Annotated in this window: 16 protein-coding genes; 12 read left to right on the forward strand and 4 right to left on the reverse strand. The window is 59.7% G+C overall.

Translation table 11 applies throughout. From position 1 onward, the window contains the following. Positions 1–131 precede the first annotated feature (131 nt). From DQN55_RS11315 to DQN55_RS11325, 3 genes are read left to right on the forward strand one after another with little or no spacing between them, the layout of a single operon-like run. Positions 132–1,298 carry an efflux RND transporter periplasmic adaptor subunit gene (locus DQN55_RS11315; RefSeq protein WP_048379868.1) on the forward strand — a complete coding sequence of 389 codons (1,167 nt, stop codon included), beginning with the start codon at positions 132–134 and terminating at the stop codon, positions 1,296–1,298. Continuing rightward, on the forward strand, positions 1,295–4,474 hold the full coding sequence (locus DQN55_RS11320) for an efflux RND transporter permease subunit (RefSeq protein WP_048379866.1): 3,180 nt from the start codon (positions 1,295–1,297) through the stop codon (positions 4,472–4,474). Before DQN55_RS11315 ends, DQN55_RS11320 begins: the two co-directional genes overlap by 4 nt. Further along, positions 4,471–5,919 (forward strand): efflux transporter outer membrane subunit, encoded by a 1,449-nt coding sequence (locus DQN55_RS11325; protein WP_048379864.1) that lies wholly within the window; start codon positions 4,471–4,473, stop codon positions 5,917–5,919. The genes DQN55_RS11320 and DQN55_RS11325 overlap by 4 nt, the downstream gene beginning before the upstream one ends. 33 nt (positions 5,920–5,952) lie before the next feature. On the opposite strand, the gene DQN55_RS11330 is transcribed toward DQN55_RS11325, so the two are convergent. Continuing rightward, entirely contained in the window at positions 5,953–6,585 is a 633-nt protein-coding gene (locus tag DQN55_RS11330) for a DUF3313 domain-containing protein (RefSeq protein ID WP_048379861.1), read from the reverse strand. A 50-nt stretch (positions 6,586–6,635) separates the two neighbouring features. Beyond that, positions 6,636–6,920, reverse strand: a complete 285-nt coding sequence (locus tag DQN55_RS11335; protein ID WP_048379859.1) for a hypothetical protein — start codon at positions 6,918–6,920, stop codon at positions 6,636–6,638. A 162-nt stretch (positions 6,921–7,082) separates the two neighbouring features. Here DQN55_RS11335 and DQN55_RS11340 point away from each other — a divergent pair, with 162 nt between their 5' ends. Together DQN55_RS11340 and DQN55_RS11345 are read left to right on the forward strand one after the other, a co-directional pair. Further along, positions 7,083–7,793, forward strand: coding sequence for a response regulator (locus DQN55_RS11340; RefSeq protein WP_048379857.1), 711 nt, complete (start codon positions 7,083–7,085; stop codon positions 7,791–7,793). After that, complete coding sequence (locus DQN55_RS11345) at positions 7,790–9,139, forward strand: ATP-binding protein (RefSeq protein ID WP_172601027.1); 1,350 nt, start codon at positions 7,790–7,792, stop codon at positions 9,137–9,139. The genes DQN55_RS11340 and DQN55_RS11345 overlap by 4 nt, the downstream gene beginning before the upstream one ends. A 45-nt stretch (positions 9,140–9,184) precedes the next feature. On the opposite strand, the gene DQN55_RS11350 is transcribed toward DQN55_RS11345, so the two are convergent. Beyond that, positions 9,185–10,276 (reverse strand): NADH:flavin oxidoreductase/NADH oxidase, encoded by a 1,092-nt coding sequence (locus DQN55_RS11350; RefSeq protein WP_048379855.1) that lies wholly within the window; start codon positions 10,274–10,276, stop codon positions 9,185–9,187. Between the two features lie 48 nt (positions 10,277–10,324). Here DQN55_RS11350 and DQN55_RS11355 point away from each other — a divergent pair, with 48 nt between their 5' ends. Beyond that, a complete protein-coding gene (locus DQN55_RS11355) occupies positions 10,325–10,660 on the forward strand; it encodes an ArsR/SmtB family transcription factor (protein ID WP_048379853.1) in 336 nt (111 codons plus the stop codon). Positions 10,661–10,763: 103 nt separating this feature from the next. Further along, complete coding sequence (locus tag DQN55_RS11360) at positions 10,764–11,411, forward strand: dTMP kinase (protein ID WP_048379851.1); 648 nt, start codon at positions 10,764–10,766, stop codon at positions 11,409–11,411. Between the two features lie 102 nt (positions 11,412–11,513). Here the strand turns inward: DQN55_RS11360 and DQN55_RS11365 are convergent, their stop codons facing one another. Then, positions 11,514–12,356, reverse strand: a complete 843-nt coding sequence (locus tag DQN55_RS11365) for a type 1 glutamine amidotransferase domain-containing protein (protein ID WP_048379849.1) — start codon at positions 12,354–12,356, stop codon at positions 11,514–11,516. A gap of 119 nt (positions 12,357–12,475) precedes the next feature. Between DQN55_RS11365 and DQN55_RS11370 the strand changes: the two genes are divergently transcribed. From DQN55_RS11370 to DQN55_RS11390, 5 genes are all read left to right on the forward strand, one after another. Continuing rightward, positions 12,476–13,381: a LysR family transcriptional regulator gene (locus DQN55_RS11370; RefSeq protein WP_048379847.1), complete on the forward strand. Its 906-nt coding sequence runs from the start codon at positions 12,476–12,478 to the stop codon at positions 13,379–13,381. Between the two features lie 346 nt (positions 13,382–13,727). Continuing rightward, positions 13,728–14,972 carry a kynureninase gene (gene kynU, locus DQN55_RS11375; RefSeq protein WP_048379845.1) on the forward strand — a complete coding sequence of 415 codons (1,245 nt, stop codon included), beginning with the start codon at positions 13,728–13,730 and terminating at the stop codon, positions 14,970–14,972. 31 nt (positions 14,973–15,003) lie between these two features. Further along, positions 15,004–16,419 (forward strand): amino acid permease, encoded by a 1,416-nt coding sequence (locus tag DQN55_RS11380; protein ID WP_048379843.1) that lies wholly within the window; start codon positions 15,004–15,006, stop codon positions 16,417–16,419. A 131-nt stretch (positions 16,420–16,550) separates the two neighbouring features. Beyond that, positions 16,551–17,876, forward strand: coding sequence for an OprD family porin (locus DQN55_RS11385; protein WP_053070909.1), 1,326 nt, complete (start codon positions 16,551–16,553; stop codon positions 17,874–17,876). A gap of 94 nt (positions 17,877–17,970) precedes the next feature. Then, the gene (locus tag DQN55_RS11390; protein WP_197714149.1) at positions 17,971–19,725 is read left to right on the forward strand and encodes an LVIVD repeat-containing protein; all 1,755 of its coding nucleotides are present in this window, start codon (positions 17,971–17,973) and stop codon (positions 19,723–19,725) included. Positions 19,726–19,747 lie beyond the last annotated feature (22 nt).

A 19,747-nucleotide genomic window follows, 5' to 3' on the forward strand; every position in this document is an offset into this window, starting at 1 on the left:
CGGTTACAGATGGGGAGGGCGGTTAGTTTTCTGCCCCGCCGTTGAGACTGAAAAATTGCTTGACCTTCCAAGAGTGGGAAGTCGGATAAGTACATGCAAACCATGTCGACTCCCGTGCGAAGGGCAAAACAATGAAAGTAAAACCCGTCATCCTGATCACTGCGGCGATAAGCGTCGCGCTCACTATGACCGGATGCAGGGAGACGGTGTCTACCGCCACTCCTGTGCAGCCACCGAGCGTGCCGGTAGCCACGGTGAGCGTTCGCCCCGTGACACCCTTTTTTGAGTTCACCGGTTCATTGACAGCGATCAAGCGGGTTGAGCTGCGTCCGCGGGTCGCCGGCTATCTTCAGGATGTCAGCGTTCCGGAGGGCCGCTTTGTCAAGAAAGGGGACAGGCTTTTTGTCATCGACCCCCGGGAGTTTCAGGCCGCGACAAACGCCGCTGCGGCTCACCTGCGTGAAACCAAAGCGGCATCCAGGCTTGCGCAGGCGCAATACGCGCGGGCCGAACGGCTGTTCGCTCAAAAGGTCGTCGCCCGTGATCGGCTCGACACCGCAACAGCCTCCCTCAATGCCAGCAGAGCACAGGTCGACGCCGCAAAGGCCGCACTGGAGGCTGCACAACTGGACCTGAGTTTCACCCGTATCACGGCCCCGATCAGTGGCCGTGTGGGCCAAACCCTCGTCACCGAGGGCAATTACGTCGCCAGTGGTGTGACACCGCTCACGACCATCGTGTCGAACAATCCCCTGCATGTTTATTTCGATGTCGATGAACGCACCTATCTACACTCCCTTGCCCAAGGCCGGAGCAACGCCAAGCCCTATGGGGCCCGGCCGGCAAACGTCAGGGTAGCGCTGCTCACCGACGAGACGTATTCACGGACCGCTCACCTCGACTTCATCTCCAACACCGCGGACCGCGGGACCGGAACCATGCGGGTCCGCGCGGTAGTCGATAACCCCGACGGGCAATTGACCCCCGGACTGTTTGTCAGGGTCAAACTGGAGACCGGGGCGCCGCAAACCAGGGTGCTGGTGTCCGATCAGTCGATCGGTACCCACCAGGGCAGCCGTTATGTGCTGGTGGTCGACAAGGACGATACGACCCAATACCGCGCCGTCGAAACCGGCAACATGCTCGACGGTTTGCGCGTGATCGAGCACGGCCTGCAGCCGGGCGAACGCATCGTCGTCAAGGGGCTGGTGCGTCCGGGCATGCACGTCACGCCGCAGCCTGTCGCGATTGACGGTACACCCGTTGCGGTGCAGCAAACCGTGGGGGCCGCGAAATGAATTTTCCACGCTTCTTTATTGATCGCCCGGTGTTTGCCATCGTCCTTTCGATTTTGATGATGATCGCTGGAATCGTTGCGTTTTTTCAGTTGCCGCTCAGCGAATATCCGGCAGTCACCCCGCCCACCGTGCAAGTGACCGCCGCCTACCCGGGCGCCAACCCCAAGGTCATTGCTGACACGGTGGCAGCACCACTGGAACAGGCGATTACCGGGGTCGAGGGCATGCTGTACATGTCGTCGCAGTCGGCAACGGATGGCCAGATGACCCTGACGGTCACCTTCGCACAGGGCACCGATGCCGATATGGCTCAGATCCAGGTGCAAAACAGGGTCTCGCGCGTGCTCTCGCGTTTGCCTGAAGAGGTACAGCGCCAGGGCATCGTCACGAAGAAAACCTCGCCGGACATTCTGATGGTGGTTCACCTGTTGTCGCCCGACAAGCGCTTCGACCCGCTGTTCATTTCCAATTACGCCTACCTCCAGGTGCGCGATGAGTTGTCACGCATCCCGGGCATCAGCGACGTCCTGGTTTGGGGCGCCGGCGAATACAGCATGCGGCTCTGGCTCGATCCGGATCTGATCGCCGCACGCGGGCTGACGGCCGGCAACGTGATTGCCGCCGTGCGCGAACAGAACGTGCAAGTCGCCGCCGGTTCCGTGGGCCAGGCGCCCAATTCCAGTGCGGCATTCCAGGTGACGGTGAACACGCTCGGGCGGTTGACCGACGAGGAGCAGTTCGGCGACATCATCATTCGTACGGGCAGCGAAGGGCAGGTCACGCGTTTACGCGATGTCGCCCGCATCGAAATGGGCGCTGATGGTTACGCACTGCGCAGCCTGCTTGACGGCGAACCGGCCGTTGCGCTGCAGATCATTCAGAGTCCAGGCGCCAACGCACTGGATGTTTCCCGGGCGGTACGCGACACCATGCAGCGGCTTGAAACCCACTTCCCGGAAGGACTTGTCTCGCGCATCGCCTATGACCCGACAGTCTTCGTCCAGGCGTCCCTCGAGTCGGTTGCGATCACACTGCTGGAAGCGATTCTGCTGGTGGTGATCGTGGTCGTGGTGTTCCTGCGTAACTGGCGGGCTTCGCTTATCCCCCTGATGGCGGTGCCGGTGTCATTGGTCGGGACCTTTGCGGTCATGCATCTGCTGGGTTTTTCGCTCAACACGTTGTCGCTGTTTGGCTTGGTGCTGTCGATCGGGATCGTGGTGGACGACGCCATCGTGGTGGTCGAGAACGTAGAGCGTCACATCGACAATGGCGAGGAGCCCACGCAAGCTGCCAAGCGCGCGATGGCGGAGGTCACCGGCCCGATCATTGCGATCACCTCGGTGCTGGCCGCCGTTTTCATTCCGACCGCGTTCCTGAGCGGTCTGCAGGGTGAGTTCTATCGTCAGTTCGCCTTGACCATCGCGATCTCGACCCTCCTGTCGGCGGTTAACTCGCTCACCCTCAGTCCGGCGCTGGCCGGCATGCTGTTGCGACCCCGTCTCGACGCTGTCGAGCTTGATCCGAATAGTCTGCGAGGGCGCGCTGATCGTGTGTTGCAAGCCCTGAGCCGACCCTTCCAGCGTGCGCCTGACGCTTACAGCAAGACGGTACGCAAGGTTTTGCGACGCCGGGGCGGGGCGCTGGTGGTTTATGGCGGACTGCTCGTGCTGACCTTCTTCGTGTTCCAGTCGGTGCCCCCGGGGTTCGTGCCGATGCAGGACAAATATTACCTGGTGGCGATCGCCCAGTTACCCAATGCGGCATCGCTGGATCGAACCGAAGAAGTCGTCAAGCAGATGACCCGGATCGCGCTGGCCGAACCGGGTGTCGAAAGCGTTGTCGCCTTCCCGGGGCTGTCGATCAACGGTTTCGTCAATGTGCCCAACGCGGCGGTGATGTTCATCATGCTTGATCCGTTCAAAGCTCGAACGACGCCCGATCTGTCCGCGAGCGCGATCACGGGCCGTCTGCAAGCGCAATTCAGCAGCCTCCCGGACGGCTTTCTCGGCGTGTTCCCGCCACCCCCGGTGCCCGGTCTTGGAGCCACCGGCGGCTTCAAAATGCAGATTGAAGACCGCGGCGGGGCCGGGCTCGAAGCCCTGGTCCAACAGACCCATATCCTGATGACCAAAGCCTCTGAATCAGGACTGGTGGCCGGCCTCATGACCAGTTTTGATGTCAATGCCCCGCAACTCGACGTGGTTATCGACCGGACCCGGGTCAAAAGCCAGGGTGTCCTGCTGGCAGATGTATTCGAAGCGCTCCAGGTCTATCTGGGCTCGTTGTATGTCAACGACTTCAACCGCTTCGGCCGCACCTACAAAGTGATGGCCCAGGCGGATACCGAGCATCGAATGCAAGCCGAAGCCATTACCCGCTTGCAGGTGCGCAACGCTGCCGGGGACATGCTGCCTTTATCCTCGTTTGTCACGGTCACGCCAGGCTCAGGACCGGACCGGGTGATTCGCTACAACGGCTATCCTTCGGCCGATATCACGGGCGGCGCGATGCCGGGCATCAGTTCGGGGCAGGCGGTGGCTGCCATGGAGCGCCTGGCGCAGGAAGTGCTGCCTGAAGACATGAGCTTCGAGTGGACCGACCTGACGTATCAGCAAAAGCTCGCCGGAGACTCGGCGCTGTTCATTTTCCCGCTGTGCGTACTGCTCGCTTATCTGATCCTTGCCGCGCAATACAACAGCTGGTTGCTGCCTCTGGTGGTCATGCTGATCGTCCCGATGTGTCTGCTGAGCGCGATCATTGGCGTGTGGCTGGTGGGCGGCGACAACAACGTGTTCGTCCAGATCGGGTTGATTGTGCTGGTCGGTCTGGCCGCCAAGAATGCCATCCTCATTGTCGAGTTTGCGCGAAGCCGTGAAGCCGAAGGCGCAACCGCACTGGAGGCCGTTATCGAGGCGTGTCGACTGCGGCTGCGACCGATCCTGATGACCTCACTGGCGTTCGTTGCCGGCGTTGTACCGCTGGTGTTGGCCAGTGGCGCCGGGGCGGAGATGCGCCATGCCATGGGCATTGCTGTCTTCGCCGGCATGCTCGGCGTGACGCTGTTCGGGTTGTTCCTGACACCGGTGTTTTATGGGGTGGTACGCGGCCTGGCAGCACGCTTCGCGCAGCACAGGTCAACAACAACGGCGACCCGCAGGGCGGAGAGCGCATCATGAAGAACACCTATCGAACGGTAATGCTCCCGCTAAGTGCGCTGATCCTGCTGGCTGGATGCATGAGCGTGGGGCCCGACTACACACCGCCTTCGCAGCCGTCGTCGCAGTTTCCGGCGAGCTTTGGCGAGCTCCCGGCGGGGCTGGCTCCAGGGAATGTCGAGGTCGAGTGGTGGCGGGTCTTCGACGAACCCGCGCTCACGGCGTTGATCCAGCGGGCGCTGGTGGCAAATCTCGACATCGGCATCGCTGCCGTACGGCTAGAAGAGGCACAGGCCATGTTGCGCGAAAGCCGACAGGGTTTTCTGCCTCGCGGGGGGCCCGCGCTGGGCTATGAGAACCGCCGTGGCAGTGACGTCGAAACGTCGCCAGGCCAGTCTCGGCAGAACGAAACCTACCGCAGCGCACTCGATGCCTCCTGGGAAATCGATCTCTTCGGGCGGGTCAGAAGGTCCGTGGAAGCGGGCAGGGCCCACGCGGGCTCTCGCGAAGCGCTGTTGCGCGGTGTACAAGCGGGCGTCGCTGCCGAGGTGGCCGCCACCTGGTTTGAACTGCGTGGTCTTGAGGCTGAACTGGCCGTGGTGAACGACATCAGCCGTAGCCAGCGAGAGAGCCTGGAGATGGTCGAGCGTCGGGTGAGCGCGCAATCTGCCACCGAACTCGACCGGCTCCGCGCCGAGTCGTTGTTGCGCAGTGTCGAGGCGGTAGCGCCCGAACTGGAGCGGCGTCGGGCGACCTCGGTCAACGCCCTGGCCATTCTGCTTGGGGAAGCCCCGCAACTGTTCAAGCTGCCTGCCACCCCACCGCAGCGTGAAGCGCTGACCATCCGTACGATCGCGGTGGACAATCCTGCCGGACTGCTCGCCCGCCGATCCGATATTGCCGCCGCCGAACGGGCGCTTGCGGCGGCGACAGCCCGGATCGGGGTTGAAACCGCGGGTCTGTACCCCGAGATCCAGGTACAAGGTTCGATTGGCTTTGTAGCGGGAAGTCTCGATGCCTTGGGGAGCGGGGGCACGCAGTCCAGCTTCATCGCCCCGATGATTCGCTGGAACCTGCTCGATATTGGCCGCGTGCGCGCCCGGATCGCCGCCAGTGAGTCGCGGGCCCAGGAAGCATTGATCGTCTACGACCAGACGGTCTTGCGTGCCCTGCAGGAAACCGATAACGCCTTCAAGGCCAATAGCGCCGCGGGCAGCACACTGAAGCTGCGGCTGCAGGCATCAACGGCGAACCGTGAGGCGGCACGACTTGCCCGTTTACAGTTTTCCGAAGGCGAGGGTGTTTACCTGGATGTGCTCGAAGCCGAACGATCCGACTTTACCAGCCGCCGCGCCCTGACCATCGCGCGCACCAACCAGCGGCTTGCCATCGTCAGCCTCTACAAAGCATTGGGCGGTGGCTGGGAGATGTGTACACGGGAGGGTCAAGATTGCCAGCCACGATGATGGACGGCTGAGGTCAGGCTGGCTCTGGATCGATTACTTGCCGGACAAATAGGCCAGGCGCATGTCGCAGGCCCAGCCGTCGAGTACCGGTTTGAAATCATCCAGGGTCATCGCCTGCTTGTCATTTGGCAGCGTCAACCCGGTTCCTTTGCGGATTACCTGCGCGACAACGACTTGATTGGTGGCATCCAGCACCGCGACTTCGGTGGCGGTACTGACTCCGGCGGCGAGCAGGGTCACGGGCAACCACTCATAAAACCGCAAACTCTGGGTGGAGGCCGACACCGAGATAATGGCGGGTTTGACGATCAATGTGTTGGGCCCCGGGGTGGTGACAACCGTCATGACTTTGCCTAACTCGTGCTTGAGCGCGGCATCGTAATAATGACGAATGTCCGCAAGCATGGCCTTTGAACGCCGTTCAGTGGGCTGTTGCTGCGTATGAAGCTGGCTCGGCTCGATATACACACGGGTGTAGTGTTTGATATCAAGCGTCGGGTCTACCCAGGACAGTACGCTTTGCCCTGACGCCACCTGTTTCTCGGTGAGCTTGCTGTAATCCTGCAAAAACCCCGAATATTCTTCGGGAGCAACGGTTTTGTTCGCACACGCGGTGAGCGACATCGCCAGGGCCATCAGTAGCGGCAGTGAGCGGTTTCTTGGCATGTAATCGGCATTCCTGAGAGGAGGGGTGTCATGGGTGTTGTTCGCAGTACTCAAGCGCCTGCGCTGCCATCAGAACTGACGACGTTCAATTGACCGTTGGCCATTAACCATTGGGTAAGTTCGGCAACGGATACCGAATGGGAGTACTCCACCCACTGTTCGCACTCCGGGCTGTAGTGCTCGATGTAGCGGACCAGAACGATACGGTCCAGGTCGCTGGAAAGCGCCAGGCGAGACTCCTGGAAAAGTACCGGGCCGGTGCCACAGACGTTGCTGGTACGCTGGTTCAGAATAAAAGCATCAGCGCTTTGGGCCTTGTCGCTAAAGGTCGGCATCGAGAGCATCCCGCAATGAAGTGCCTGCAGTGTGCATGAGCGGTTTTGCCGGGAGATGTCTGGTTGATGTCCGCCGGGCAAAGATATTTCTCGATTGAAATATATGACCTTGGCTGCAGAATGGTTTTAGATACCCTCCCTTTTGCCCATGGACCGCTGAATGTGAGCAGGTTACTGATCGTCGACGACGATGTAGAAATCCTATTGCTGCTGGAGAAGTTCTTTCTTTTGCATGCTTATGACGTCGAACTGGCCACCCACGGCGAAGCCATGTGGGCGGCCATTGGGCGTCAGCGGCCGGACCTGATCATTCTCGACCTCATGCTTCCCGGCGAAGGCGGGCTCAGCCTGTGCCAGAAACTACGCCTCAACACCGGCATCCCGATTGTGATGCTGACCGCCATGGGCGAGTTGAGTGACCGCATCGTAGGCCTGGAGCTGGGTGCCGATGACTACCTGACCAAACCTTTTGATCCTCGCGAATTACTGGCCAGGCTGCGGGCTGTACTGCGTCGGGCCAGCGATCCGGTCGTTCCGCGCAATGAAGACGCACGTCTGGTGATCCACTTTGCGGGCTGGCAACTGGACGTTACCCGTCGCGAGTTGCGCTCGTCTGCCGATGTCATGATTCCGCTCTCCGGCGGTGAGTTCGATCTGCTGGTGGTCTTCCTTGAGCACCCCGAACGCATCCTCACCCGGGAACAATTGATCGATCTGACCCGCGGGCAGAACCACGAAGCCTTTGATCGCAGCATTGACGTGCAGGTCAGCCGCCTGAGACGAAAAATAGAGTCGGACAGCAAGCGCCCGGACCTGATTCGGACCGTGCGCAATGGCGGGTACATGTTTGACGCCAAGGTGACGCGAACATGATGAGGCTGATTCCCCACGTTGACACGCTTCGACGCCGGATTGCCCTGACCATTGTCACGGCGATGCTGGCTTCGCTCTTGCTCTATGCCCTGTTTGTCCAGGTCGCGGGAGTCTGGGCAAAACCGCCCGTCGATCAAATCGGCTTGCTGGATCAGGTCGCGGCCACGACACGCATCATCCAGGCGGCCCCGGCGCACATACGGCCACAATTGGCCGCCGCTGCGAGCAACCCCACCCTGGGTGTGTTCTGGAGCCAGCACCGAGGTGATTTCGAGCTTCCGGGGCCGGGCACCTCGATAGACCTGAACAACTCGCCGGTTCTGCATGAGTTGCTGGAGGGCGCCCAGCACAAGATAGAAGTTTTTCAGCCCGCCAACTGGCCCGCCGAAAGCCCGCAGGCGCGCTATGTCATGCTGTTGCAATTGAGCGACAACAGCTGGTTGTCGTTTACCCCTCCGCAACGGAGCTGGGGAATGAGCTCAGCGTTGCGCTTTGCGGTGGTGATTGCCCTGGGTCTGGTGGCCACCTGGCTGGTTGCCTGGTTCGCCACACGGCAACTGGCTGACCCCCTTCAGCGCTTTACCAATGCCGTGCAACGCTTTGGTACTGACTTGAACGCACCGGCCATTGAAGTCGAAGGGCCCCATGAAATTCGCCAGGCGATCATTGCCTACAACACCATGCAGGCGAAAATCCAGCAGTTCATTGCCGAACGCACGCACATGCTGGCGTCCATTTCCCATGACTTGCGGGCGCCACTGACCCGCATACGTCTGCGATGTGAATTCCTCGAGGACATCGATCAACAACGCAAGCTGATCCGCGACACCGATGAAATGCAATCGATGATCAACTACGCGCTGGGCTTTTTTCGCGATGAGGCCCGTCAGGAGCCCGCCACCACCTTCGACCTCTCTGAATTGCTGCAAACGGTGATCGATGACTACAGCGATCAGGGCATCGTCGTCGATTTTTCAGGGCCCGCCCACCTGGTGTATTTCGGCCGCCCGGTAGACATCAAAAGAATCACCGCCAACGTGCTGGAAAATGCCGTGAAGTATGCCCGGCATCCGCGCATTGAATTGATCAATGACCTACGCACGGTGCGCATCGAAGTCAGCGATGAAGGGCCGGGGATTCCCGAGTCGGAGCTGGAGAATGTATTCGTCCCGTTCTTCCGCCTGGAACCCTCACGCAACCGTAATACCGGTGGCGTAGGGCTTGGCCTGTCCTCCGCGCGGGCAATCGCACGCAAGCACGGCGGAGACCTGCTCTTGCAAAACCGCAAGGGCGGCGGGCTCTTCGCACAGATCGAGTTGCCGCATGCGCCGTTGAAGCCATCCTGAAGTGTCAAAGATTGCCGCCCACAGCGCGGCAATCTTCGGGTCAAGTTATCGGTAGCGCTCAAGCCAATGGGCGTACGGCGCCGGGAGTGTCCAGGATGCCCTGTCAACGCCCAGCTCTTTGGCGGCAAAGTACGGCCAGTGTGGATCAGCCAGGTGAGCCCGTCCTACGGACACCAAGTCCAGCTGGCGAGACTCGATGGCGGCGTGTGCCAGCTGCGGAGTACCGAAACCCCATGCAGAAGTCACGGGCAAACCCGTCTCCCGACGCACGCGCTCGGCGATAGGGCCCATAAAGGCCGGGCCCCAGGGAATATGGGTATCCGGGATGGTGAACCCGACACTGACGCTCAACAGGTCAAGCCCGCCGTCCTTGAAACGCCGCGCCAGTTCAATCGACTCGGTCAGGGTTTGCTCGTCGCGGCCGTCATACTCGATGACGCCAAAGCGGGCAGTGAGCGGCAGGTTCTCTGGCCACACTTCACGCACGGCGGCCAACGTCTCCAGCAGGAACCGGCTGCGGTTTTCAAAGCTGCCACCGTATGCATCGGTGCGCTGATTGGAATGCTCGGAGAAGAAACTCTGGCCCAAATACCCGTGCGCAAAATGCAGCTCGATCCATTCAAAACCCGCTTCGCGAGCCCGGCGCGCAGCATCAACGAAGTCCTGGCGAACGCGGGCGATGTCTTCCAGGGTCATTTCCTGGGGAACCTTCGGCAGGTTGGCGCCGAACGCTATGGGGGAGGGGCCAATCGTGTCCCAGCCATTCGGGTTGCCATCTGCGATGTGGTCATCGCCTTCCCAGGGACGGTTAGCGCTCGCCTTGCGTCCGGCATGAGCAATTTGAATACCAGGCACGGAGCCAGCAGCCTTGATCGCTTTGACGGCGGGCACAAATGCCTGGGCATGGGCGTCGCTCCAGATACCTGCACATCCGGGTGTGATGCGTCCCTCAGGGGAGACGGCTGTTGCCTCAACAACGACCAGACCTGCGCCACCTCGTGCCAGACTTGCCAAGTGGACGAGGTGCCAGTCATTGACCATGCCGTCATCTGCCATGTACTGACACATCGGCGGAATGGCGATACGGTTTCTTAAGGTGACGTCCTTCAGAGTGAATGGCTCGAACAGGGCTGACATCGGTAAGTTCCTCATAGGTTGATTCGCTTGTTCGATAGTAATCGAAATATGGCGCTCATTGAAACCCTTCGTTATCATCCGCTCATGCGAGCCTTCAAACATCCCCTCCCATCCGATTTCATCCTCGAGCGTTTGCTTTACGCCTTGAGCGACCCTGTACGCATGGAGATTGTTCGGTATCTCGCGGGGGTCAATGAAGCATCGTGTGGCGAGCTCGACGGCGGCCGGCCCAAATCCAGCATGTCCCATCACTTCCGGGTATTGCGCGATGCCGGGCTGGTTCACACGCGAAACGTGGGAACGACCCATATGAACTCACTGCGGGCAGAGGAACTGAACCTGCGTTTCCCGGGTTTGCTGGATTGCATCCTTTCCCAAGCGTAAGTTCCCCAAAGCCCCCTGCATCCACTCGATTCGCTGGGTCACACCCAGCGCCTCCAGCGAACGGTCCGGGCATAAAAATCGTCAATCAATCGTTAAGGGAAGCATGAATCGTCCGCTGTTTGTTTCCCTGGATGGGCCCAAAGGCACCGGTAAAACCACACTGTTGGAAGCCGTTACGAAAGTACTGAGGGCTGGCAACAACAAAGTGATCCGGCTTTGCGAGAAAAAAAGCGATCCCTACAGGGCTGAAACAATGGCCCTCGTCAACAGGCTTGTGAGAAACCCCGCACCGGAACTGGAGTGGCAGGTGTGTGAACGCCTGGCGGATAGCCGTGCCTGGATGACCCGACACGTGCTGGCTAAACAGCCGCCCGGCTGCATCATCCTGATCGATCGCTGGTACCCGTCGGATGCTGCGTTTCGCCGGATTGTCCCGTTTGCAGACATTCTGCAGTTGAACATGGACCGACACGTGCAGGTGCCAGACCTGCATGTCGGGGTTGTCACGAGCCCTGAGATTTCATGGGCGAGGGCAGCGGCACGAACCCGCGGTCTGAGCAGCACGGTACTGCATACGCTGGAAGAACATGCCGCGTGCAGCACCGCGTTCGAGCGAGCGGTTGCAGATCACGGCTGGGTGTTATGCCGTAATGAAGGAACCCTCGAAGACGCCACGAGCCAGGTCGTTTCTGAGATCAACAGGGCCCTTCAATGCCAGGATCCAGGTGACGGTGAGCGTTCGCCTGCCTGACGATCAACGGCTACAGCGCCTCTTTTAACGGGAGGCGCCACTCGCACAGTCGCACTTCAGCCGTGTATTCAGACGCGAAACCGGCTTGTCACCGCAGGTGGGTCATTTCAGCCGATCAAGCAATGCCTTGCCGACCTGATTGGCCGAGGACGGGTTCTGGCCCGTGATCAATTCGCGATCGATGACCACATAAGGGGTCCAGTTCGAAGCGTTGCTGCGGTAAAGCCCCCCGGCCTGTTCCAGCGCGGTCTGCGGGTAAAACTTCATCGCGCCACCGTTGAGCAGCCCTTTGGCTTCTTCCTCCTCCTTGTTGCTGATCACGGTCATCTTGTAACCCGCATAAATCCAGTCGGCACTGCCTTTGACCGGTTTCGCACGCTGGAGTTGGCGCGTGAAGTTCTCGGCATCCGGCAAGGTCGACAGCAGGGCAATCGGGCCATGACAAACGAGCGCAGTGGTCTTGCCCTGCTCATGGAAGTCCTTCAACAAACGCCCCAGTGGGCGGCTGTGGAGCAGATCCTGCATGGGGGCATGCCCGCCGGGAATGTACACCGCGTCGAAATGCGCATAACCGAGCTGCTCTACACGGGAAAGGCTGATGACCGGTGATTGTTCCGGCAGGTTCAATTTCAGTTGAGCAAGCAAGTCCTTATACGTCTGAAGTTCGGCTTCATCGTTGTTGAAGTACATTTTATCGATGGACGTTTTGTCCACCGTCGGGGCATTGCCGTTGGGAGTCGCAAAGGTGACGTGATGGCCAGCGTCAAGCAGCAGCTTCACCGGTTGCAAAAGCTCGTTCAGGTAGAAACCGGTCGCAAACACCTTACCGTCCTTCAAATCGAGCTTCGGCGAATCGGAAAGCACCACAAGTACGTTGCCGGCGCTGGCGCCCAGGCTGGTGCTGGCGAGGGCTGCGGCCAGGGCGATACGGGTCAGTGTTTTCATGTCGGTTCCAGAGTTAATCGGGCGAACAGTTGCCGCCGCTGCCCGGATACTCTATTGATGTGTCAGATGGCGATAAACAACCGCCAATGCAATTCATTTGGACTTTGGAAGCAATAATAATGTCACGCAGATTCGACCATCTTGGGGATGTGGAAGTCTTTATTCGTGTGGTTGAACAGGGCACTGTCAGTGCTGCTGCCGTGGCCCTGGCAACCACGCCTTCGGTGCTCAGCCGTGCATTGAGCCGGCTTGAATCACGTCTTGGCGTGCAATTATTGCGACGCACCACCCGCAAGCTCAGCCTGACCGATGCCGGCAAGCTGTACCTGGAACAAATGCGCTCTGCCTTTACCCGGATTGAAGAAGCCGAGCGCAACATCCGCGGCCAGGAAGGCGAGTTAAGCGGGGGCGTCAGGCTCAGTGTGCCGACCACTTACGGTCATCATCGTTTGCCGCCGATGCTCAGTGCATTCACCCGACAATTCCCGGCGGTGCGGGTTGAGCTGAGCATCACTAACCGTAATGTCGACCTGGTCGCCGAAGGCTACGATCTGGCAATTCGTCTTGGACATTTGCCGGACAGCGGTCTGGTGGGCCGCAAGCTGGAAGATGCACGGCTATGCCTGGTCGCTTCACCTGCATACCTGGCGCGTGCCGGCGTTCCCACCACGCTTGAAACGTTACGCAAGCACGTTTGCCTGCCGTTCATCATGCCCAGCAGTGGCAAGATCGGGCCCTGGCTGTTCTGCCTTGACGGGAAAAATATCGAATGGCTACCGCAGGCCAATGTACAAGTGTCGGATGATGTCCTGGGTATTGTTTCCCTGGCCGAAAGCGGTCTGGGCATTTGCCAGACCTATGACTTCATCGTGCGCAGTAAAGTGCAGAGCGGGCAACTGGTGGAAATTCTTCCAGCCCTGAGCGGGCGCAGCCGGCCATTCTCGATCATTTACCCGCCTCACCGACAATTGTCGGCCGCATCCCGAGCATTGATTGAGTTCATCCTCGACAACACCCCGTCCTGACCGTGCTGGATGACACGCGCCTGCGCCGCGCAGGAGTTATCCCGTAGCCCCCGACTGACCTGCGCATCAATGCCCGAGCCAGGGCCAGAATCTGCCGCGACAAAACTGACGATCAGAGCCAACGCGTGGCGCAGGGGCGGTTGATGATCGCCAGCTATAACAGTCCAGAATACTTGGCGCAGGCTTTTCTATTTTCGGGTAATGGCATGTGCGGTTAGCATCAAGCCACTTCGCAGCGGCCTGTCTACCGGTTTGCAGTGCAAGGAGGATCGCTGCCCGTTGCGGGCCCGATCAGCAAGCGGCCCGTTAGCCCCACCCGTATAAGAACAATTGAGAAGGAGCGTTTATGTCCACGTCCACCCCCGGCACCCGAGCGGACTTTGAATACCTTGATCAGAGGGATGAGTTGCGCAGCTCCCGTGAGCGTTTCGACTTGCCTGAGGGCGAAATCTACCTCGATGGCAACTCGTTGGGCGCAATGCCTGCGCACATTCCGGCGCGGATTGAGAAAGTGATCAAGCAGGAATGGGCTCATGGCCTGATTCGTTCCTGGAATGATGCCGACTGGTACCCGGCACCCCAGCGTACCGGGGCGAAAATTGCCGGGTTGATTGGCGCACAAGGCCACGAAGTCATTGTTGCCGACTCGACCTCGATCAATCTGTTTAAAGTGCTGGTCGCCGCCACCCGCTTGCGGCCTGGCCGTCGGGTGATTCTGGCCGAACGCGGCAACTTTCCGACTGACGTTTACATTGCCGATGGTGTGGCCGAATTGACGGGCAACCAATTACGCTGCGTCGAGCCGGACGACATCCTTGATGCCTTGGATGAAGAGGTTGCGATTGTGTCGCTGACACATGTCAACTTCAAATCCGGCAAGCGCTACGACATGGCGCGCATCACTGAGCGGGCCCATGCGGTCGGCGCGCTGGTGGTATGGGACTTGTGCCACTCGGCCGGTGCCATGCCCATTGCGCTGAACGAGGTCAATGCCGACTTCGCCGTGGGTTGCGGCTACAAATACCTCAATGGCGGTCCGGGTGCTCCGGCATTTGTGTTCGTTGCCGAGCGTCATATTCCCCATATGCGCCAACCGATCACGGGCTGGCATGGACATGCCAAACCGTTCGATTTCGATCATCACTTCCGGCCTCACCCCAGCATCGGCCGCATGCTCGCAGGCACTGCGCCGCAACTGGGTGTATTGGCACTGGAAGCGGCGCTGGAGGTATTCGATGACGTCGACCTCAATGCGCTTCGACAAAAAAGCGTGGCTTTGGGCGACCTGTTCATTTCGCTGTGCGATCAGCAGTTGGCCGGCCTGGGCGTCGAGTTGCGCTCTCCGCGCGACGGCGAACAGCGTGGCAGCCAAGTGTCGCTGGCCCATGAACAGGCTTACGCCGTGATGCAGGCATTGATCGCCCGCGGCATCGTTGGCGACTTCCGTGCGCCCGACATCCTGCGGTTTGGTTTTGCACCGCTGTACATCCGCTATGTGGACATTTGGGACAGCGTGGTCGCCTTGCGAGAAATCCTCGAACAAAAAGAATGGGATCGCCCTGAGTTTCTGGCCCGCAAGTCAGTGACCTGAGCCCCTCCCACCGATTCGGAGCAATTGTGCAATGACAAAAACAACTAGCACCTTCGAACACTTGATGGATCGTGAAAAAGGCTTGAAACAAAGCCTTACCAGCGGCCAGTTGTCGATGATCGCCATTGGTGGCGCCATCGGCACCGGGCTGTTTCTGGGCAGCGGATTTGCCATTGGTTTTGCCGGCCCCAGTGTGCTGGTCAGCTATGGCATCGGCGCCCTGATTGCCCTGTTGTTGATGGGCTGTCTGGCGGAGATGACCGTGCGCCATCCCACGTCGGGTTCGTTTGGTTCGTTCGCCGAGTTTTACGTGGCGCCCTGGTTCGGGTTCGCGATTCGCTACGCCTATTGGTCGTCGATTGTATTCGCCGTGGGTACCGAAATCACCGCCGCGGCGATGTACATGAAGTACTGGTATCCGGACGTGCCGGGCGGTTACTGGATGGTTGCGTTTTCCATGGCACTGATCATCGCCAACGCCTTCAGCGTCAAGGTGTTTGGCGCCATTGAATACGTGTTTTCGCTGATCAAGCTGTGCGCGATTGTGGTGTTCATTCTGTTGGGGGCTTATGTGGTATACGGCGCTCCGGCCGATACCGGCATCGGTTTTGCCAATTACACCAATGACCGCGGATTTTTCCCGAACGGCTGGTGGGGTACCTGGGTGGCGGTGATTGTGGCGTTCTTCAGTTACCTGAGCATCGAGATGATCGCGGTGGCGGCGGGCGAGGCCAAGGATCCGCAACGCGCAGTCACGCGTGCGTTCCGGATCACCGTGGTGCGCCTGGTCGTGTTTTACCTGCTGACCATCGCGCTGGTATTGGCGATTGTGCCCTGGGGCCAGAACAGCGGGGGCCAGAGCCCGTTCGTGACGGTGATGGCAGCGACCGGCGTGCCTTATGCAGGAGCAGTGTTTAACGCGGTGATTCTGATCGCGGCGCTGTCAGCGATGAACAGCCAGCTCTACATCACCACGCGATTGATGTTCAGCTTGTCGCGGGCCGGTCAGGCGCCCTCGGTATTTGGCCGCGTGAACAGTAAAGGTGTACCGCTGCCGGCACTGTTGTTGTCCTCGGTAGGGATCGGTCTGGCTACGCTGCTGTACCTGGCCTACCCGGAAAAAGCCTTCACCTTGATGATGTCCATTGCGATGTTCGGTGCAATGTTCACCTGGGCCGGGATTTTCCTCACGCACTTGTTCTTCCGTCGGCGTCAGGCTGGCCAGCCTTTGGCTTTCAAACTGTGGGGCTACCCATGGACCAGCCTTGGCGGGTTGTTGTTGATGCTGGCAGTCATGATCACCACGCTTTTCACTGAAGAGTTTGCCCCGACCTTGCTCTGCGGCGTGCCGTTCCTGGCGGTGATCCTGCTGATCTACTTCCTGCGCTTTCGGCAAAAAAACCTCGTACTGACCGACGCGCCCAAGCCGTTGCCACTGCAACGCTGAGTGGCTATGCCTGACCACGGACGGTCCGGCACTTTCTTCTGCTGATGCATTGACCGGGCACCGGCTTGCCCTGGTCGATTGCGCGTGCCGATAAATCAGGTTTCGGCGCGCCTTCCACCTTGGGGATTGTCATGAATAACACCAGAGCCCTTGTTCTGTTGTTGGCCAGCGCCTGCGCGCTGCCTGCATTCGGCGCTGAGCTAACGGCACCTGGGGACGGGTTTATCGCAGGCAGTGATGTCGAAGTATTGCTGCGCAACTCCTACTTCAATCGCAGCAAGGAAGACGGTCGCCGTGACGCTCGCGACTGGACCCAGGGCGTACTCGGCCACTTCAACTCCGGCTTTACCCAAGGCACCCTTGGGGTTGGCGTAGAAGCGTTTGCGTACCTGGGCTTGAAGCTGGATGCACCCGCCGACAAATCCGGCACGGGCAACTTGCCCGTGCATGATGATGGCCAACCGGCGGACAACTATTCCAAAGTCGGCGCTGCGCTCAAGCTGCGTTTGTCCAACAGCGTTCTGAAGGTGGGCGAACAACGACCGCAGACACCGGTGTTTGGCGTCAGCCATTTTCGAATCGTGCCGCAGACCGCCACTGGTTTGTCACTGATCAGTCGCGAAGTCGAAGGGCTTGAAGTTCAGGCCGGGCACTTCACTGCTGCTACCAGCCCCGTCACCACCCATGCCGATGGTGATCTGTGGGCTGTCATGGCCGGCGTGACGACGCCAACCGCAGACTACCTGGGCGGCAGCTATCAATTGACGCCGCAGGTCAGCGTCAGCCTGTACGGCTCGCGTTTCGAGGACATCTGGAACCAGTACTACGTCAACCTCGAAAGCCGTACCGATATCGACACGCTGAATCAGTTCGGGCTAGGCCTTAGCGCGTATCGCACCCTGGATACGGGGCGGGCCAGGGCCGGTGAGATCGACAACACCAGTGTCGGTCTGTCGACCTTCTGGCGCCATGGCGCACACCGCTGGCTGTTGGGCTTGCAGAAAATCGATGGCGACACGCCGTTCGATTACCTGGGCGTGGGCGACAACGACCGCAATGGTCGTAACGGCAACGATCAGGGGGCCTCGATTCAGTTGCCCAACGCTGCGCAATTTTCCGACTTCAACGGCCCGCAGGAGAAATCCTGGCAGGTGCGTTACGACGTGTCGCTGGCGACTTACGGCGTGCCCGGCCTGACCTTCATGAGCCGCTACGTGCGCGGGTGGGGCATCGATGGCAGCCACATTGCCGCCACAGGCCCTTATTCCGGGCGCTACGGCGACGATGGCAAACATCACGAAACCAATCTGGAAGTGCGCTACATCGTCCAGTCCGGCCCCGCCAAAGGTTTGAGTGTGCGGGCGCGCCAAGCCTGGCATCGGGCGAACAGCGACCAGGGCTCGGGCAACCTCGACGACTTCCGGCTGATTACCGATTACCCCATCGACATTTTGTGAGGACGGTGCGCGGCACCGGCCTGTGTTTTTTCAACCCACCACCCTTGGCAATGACCTGTAAGGCCCAACCGGGCACCACCCCCTGGAGTGAATAATGAAAACAATGCGACTCCCCCTCAAATCCAGTGCGCCATTCCTCAAAGGCACGCTGACCACATGTGTGATGTTGGCGCTCTGGTCCACAGCCCACGCTGACAGTTCGGCCCCGGTCAACATCACCGATCCGTTCGTCAAACAGCAGACGGCGTTGTCCGTGGACAAGATCCCGGCCATGCCCGCACCCGGCAGCTATGGCATGGACAAAGCGACGGGCAAGTTCACCCACCCTGTGGCGACGCCATTCAGTCACGAAGGCGAGCCGTTTGCCGGTGAGCTGGATTACTGGGACACCAAGAGCTACATCAAGAACATGACCGTCGAGGCGTACTACCCGATCACGGTCGAGCCGTTCCACACCTGGCAGAATATCGTCGACTTCGACGGCAAGCGTTACCTCTACCAGTACGTTCGGCGCAATCTGAAGATCTTCGATATCACTCATCCCAAGGACGTGAAGCTGGTGTTCACCAAGGGTTCGACCTGGGGCCCTGAAGGCCCGAGTGCCGAAGAAAACCCCTACGCCCCCGACGATATGTTTGGTGCAGCAACGGTGCAGTGGAACAAGAAACTGGGCAAAAACATCATGGTCCAGTCCTTCGAAGTACGGCGTTTTGGCGTACTGAATGATAAATACCGCGAACCGGACAAAGTCGAAGCCATCCGCAAATCCAGGCACCTCAAGGGCTTCAAGGTCTATGAGATGAACGGACCGCTGCCCAACGACTGGAAACTGATCGCCACCCGCACCAGCGACATCGAGCATCCCGATGCACCGATTGGCGAGCAACAGGGCTCCGGTGTACGCGACATCCCGGCTTACTTCGGTGGCGACGTCATGTACGTGGCCGCCGCACCCAGCGATAAATATGCGCTGACCGAATACCCCAACGACTTGTACAACGCCGGTTACCAGTCCTGGGACATGTCGGACCCAAGCAACCCGAAACTGTTGCAGATGCTCACCGTGCCAGGGCAAATCGTCGGCGATCCACAGCACGAAGCCGTGTTCAAGGCCAACCCGCGTGCCGGCAACCGGGCTTCATGGATGGGCGCACGCATGTCGCTGTTCATTCCGACACCCGTCGAGCAGGGCGGCAAGTATGGCTATGCGGCAATGGGCGGGATGGGGCTCTATGTGGTGGACATTACCCAGGCCGACAACATGAAAGTGGTCAGCCATCTGGAGTTTCCGGTAAGCGTAGCGGGCACCGAAGGCGACAGCATTGACGTCTCGCAAGTGGAGAAGACCGGCATCCTCTATTTCAGTGGTTACCCGCTGTCGGAAGATTGCTTCGAGGCCAAAAAAGACATTTTCGCGGTCAACGTCAGCGACCCGAAAAAACCGGTCATAGAGTCTGTACTGCCCCGCCCGATGCCACCTAAAGACGCTGCGTTCACCGATTATTGCCAGCGCAAAGGCAGCTTTGGGCCCAAGCGTTCGGGTTACTACACCCAGCCGGGGATCTCGCGGGAGGGGATCCTGCCCTACGCGTTCTACAACGCTGGGGTGCAGGTATTTGATGTGCGCGAACCCGGCAAGCCGACCATCGGTGCGTACTTCGTGCCGCCGTTCGATACCAAGAACGTGGCGAGTTACGCCATGGGCAACCTGACCCACGGGACCTACACCGAGTACGACCGCAATTTGATCTGGGTCTTCACCAATCATGGTTTCTACGCATTGTCGACGCCGTTGCTGGGCACGCCGAGCTTCACCGCGCCGAGCAAACCGTGGCCGGCCCGAGACTGAACACGCCGTAACTGACGCCTCA

The sequence above is a fragment of the Pseudomonas taetrolens genome, from assembly GCF_900475285.1.
Lineage (GTDB): Bacteria > Pseudomonadota > Gammaproteobacteria > Pseudomonadales > Pseudomonadaceae > Aquipseudomonas > Aquipseudomonas taetrolens.

Excerpts from the sequence above, each read along its gene's own strand:
- kynU (WP_048379845.1), top strand. The coding sequence starts at position 13,728 with ATGTCCACGTCCACCCCCGGCACCCGAGCGGACTTTGAATACCTTGAT.
- DQN55_RS11335 (WP_048379859.1), bottom strand. The coding sequence starts at position 6,920 with ATGCCGACCTTTAGCGACAAGGCCCAAAGCGCTGATGCTTTTATTCTG.
- DQN55_RS11350 (WP_048379855.1), bottom strand. The coding sequence starts at position 10,276 with ATGTCAGCCCTGTTCGAGCCATTCACTCTGAAGGACGTCACCTTAAGA.
- DQN55_RS11315 (WP_048379868.1), top strand. The coding sequence starts at position 132 with ATGAAAGTAAAACCCGTCATCCTGATCACTGCGGCGATAAGCGTCGCG.
- DQN55_RS11345 (WP_172601027.1), top strand. The coding sequence starts at position 7,790 with ATGATGAGGCTGATTCCCCACGTTGACACGCTTCGACGCCGGATTGCC.
- DQN55_RS11355 (WP_048379853.1), top strand. The coding sequence starts at position 10,325 with ATGGCGCTCATTGAAACCCTTCGTTATCATCCGCTCATGCGAGCCTTC.
- DQN55_RS11330 (WP_048379861.1), bottom strand. The coding sequence starts at position 6,585 with ATGCCAAGAAACCGCTCACTGCCGCTACTGATGGCCCTGGCGATGTCG.
- DQN55_RS11365 (WP_048379849.1), bottom strand. The coding sequence starts at position 12,356 with ATGAAAACACTGACCCGTATCGCCCTGGCCGCAGCCCTCGCCAGCACC.
- DQN55_RS11325 (WP_048379864.1), top strand. The coding sequence starts at position 4,471 with ATGAAGAACACCTATCGAACGGTAATGCTCCCGCTAAGTGCGCTGATC.
- DQN55_RS11385 (WP_053070909.1), top strand. The coding sequence starts at position 16,551 with ATGAATAACACCAGAGCCCTTGTTCTGTTGTTGGCCAGCGCCTGCGCG.
- DQN55_RS11370 (WP_048379847.1), top strand. The coding sequence starts at position 12,476 with ATGTCACGCAGATTCGACCATCTTGGGGATGTGGAAGTCTTTATTCGT.
- DQN55_RS11320 (WP_048379866.1), top strand. The coding sequence starts at position 1,295 with ATGAATTTTCCACGCTTCTTTATTGATCGCCCGGTGTTTGCCATCGTC.
- DQN55_RS11390 (WP_197714149.1), top strand. The coding sequence starts at position 17,971 with ATGAAAACAATGCGACTCCCCCTCAAATCCAGTGCGCCATTCCTCAAA.
- DQN55_RS11360 (WP_048379851.1), top strand. The coding sequence starts at position 10,764 with ATGAATCGTCCGCTGTTTGTTTCCCTGGATGGGCCCAAAGGCACCGGT.
- DQN55_RS11380 (WP_048379843.1), top strand. The coding sequence starts at position 15,004 with ATGACAAAAACAACTAGCACCTTCGAACACTTGATGGATCGTGAAAAA.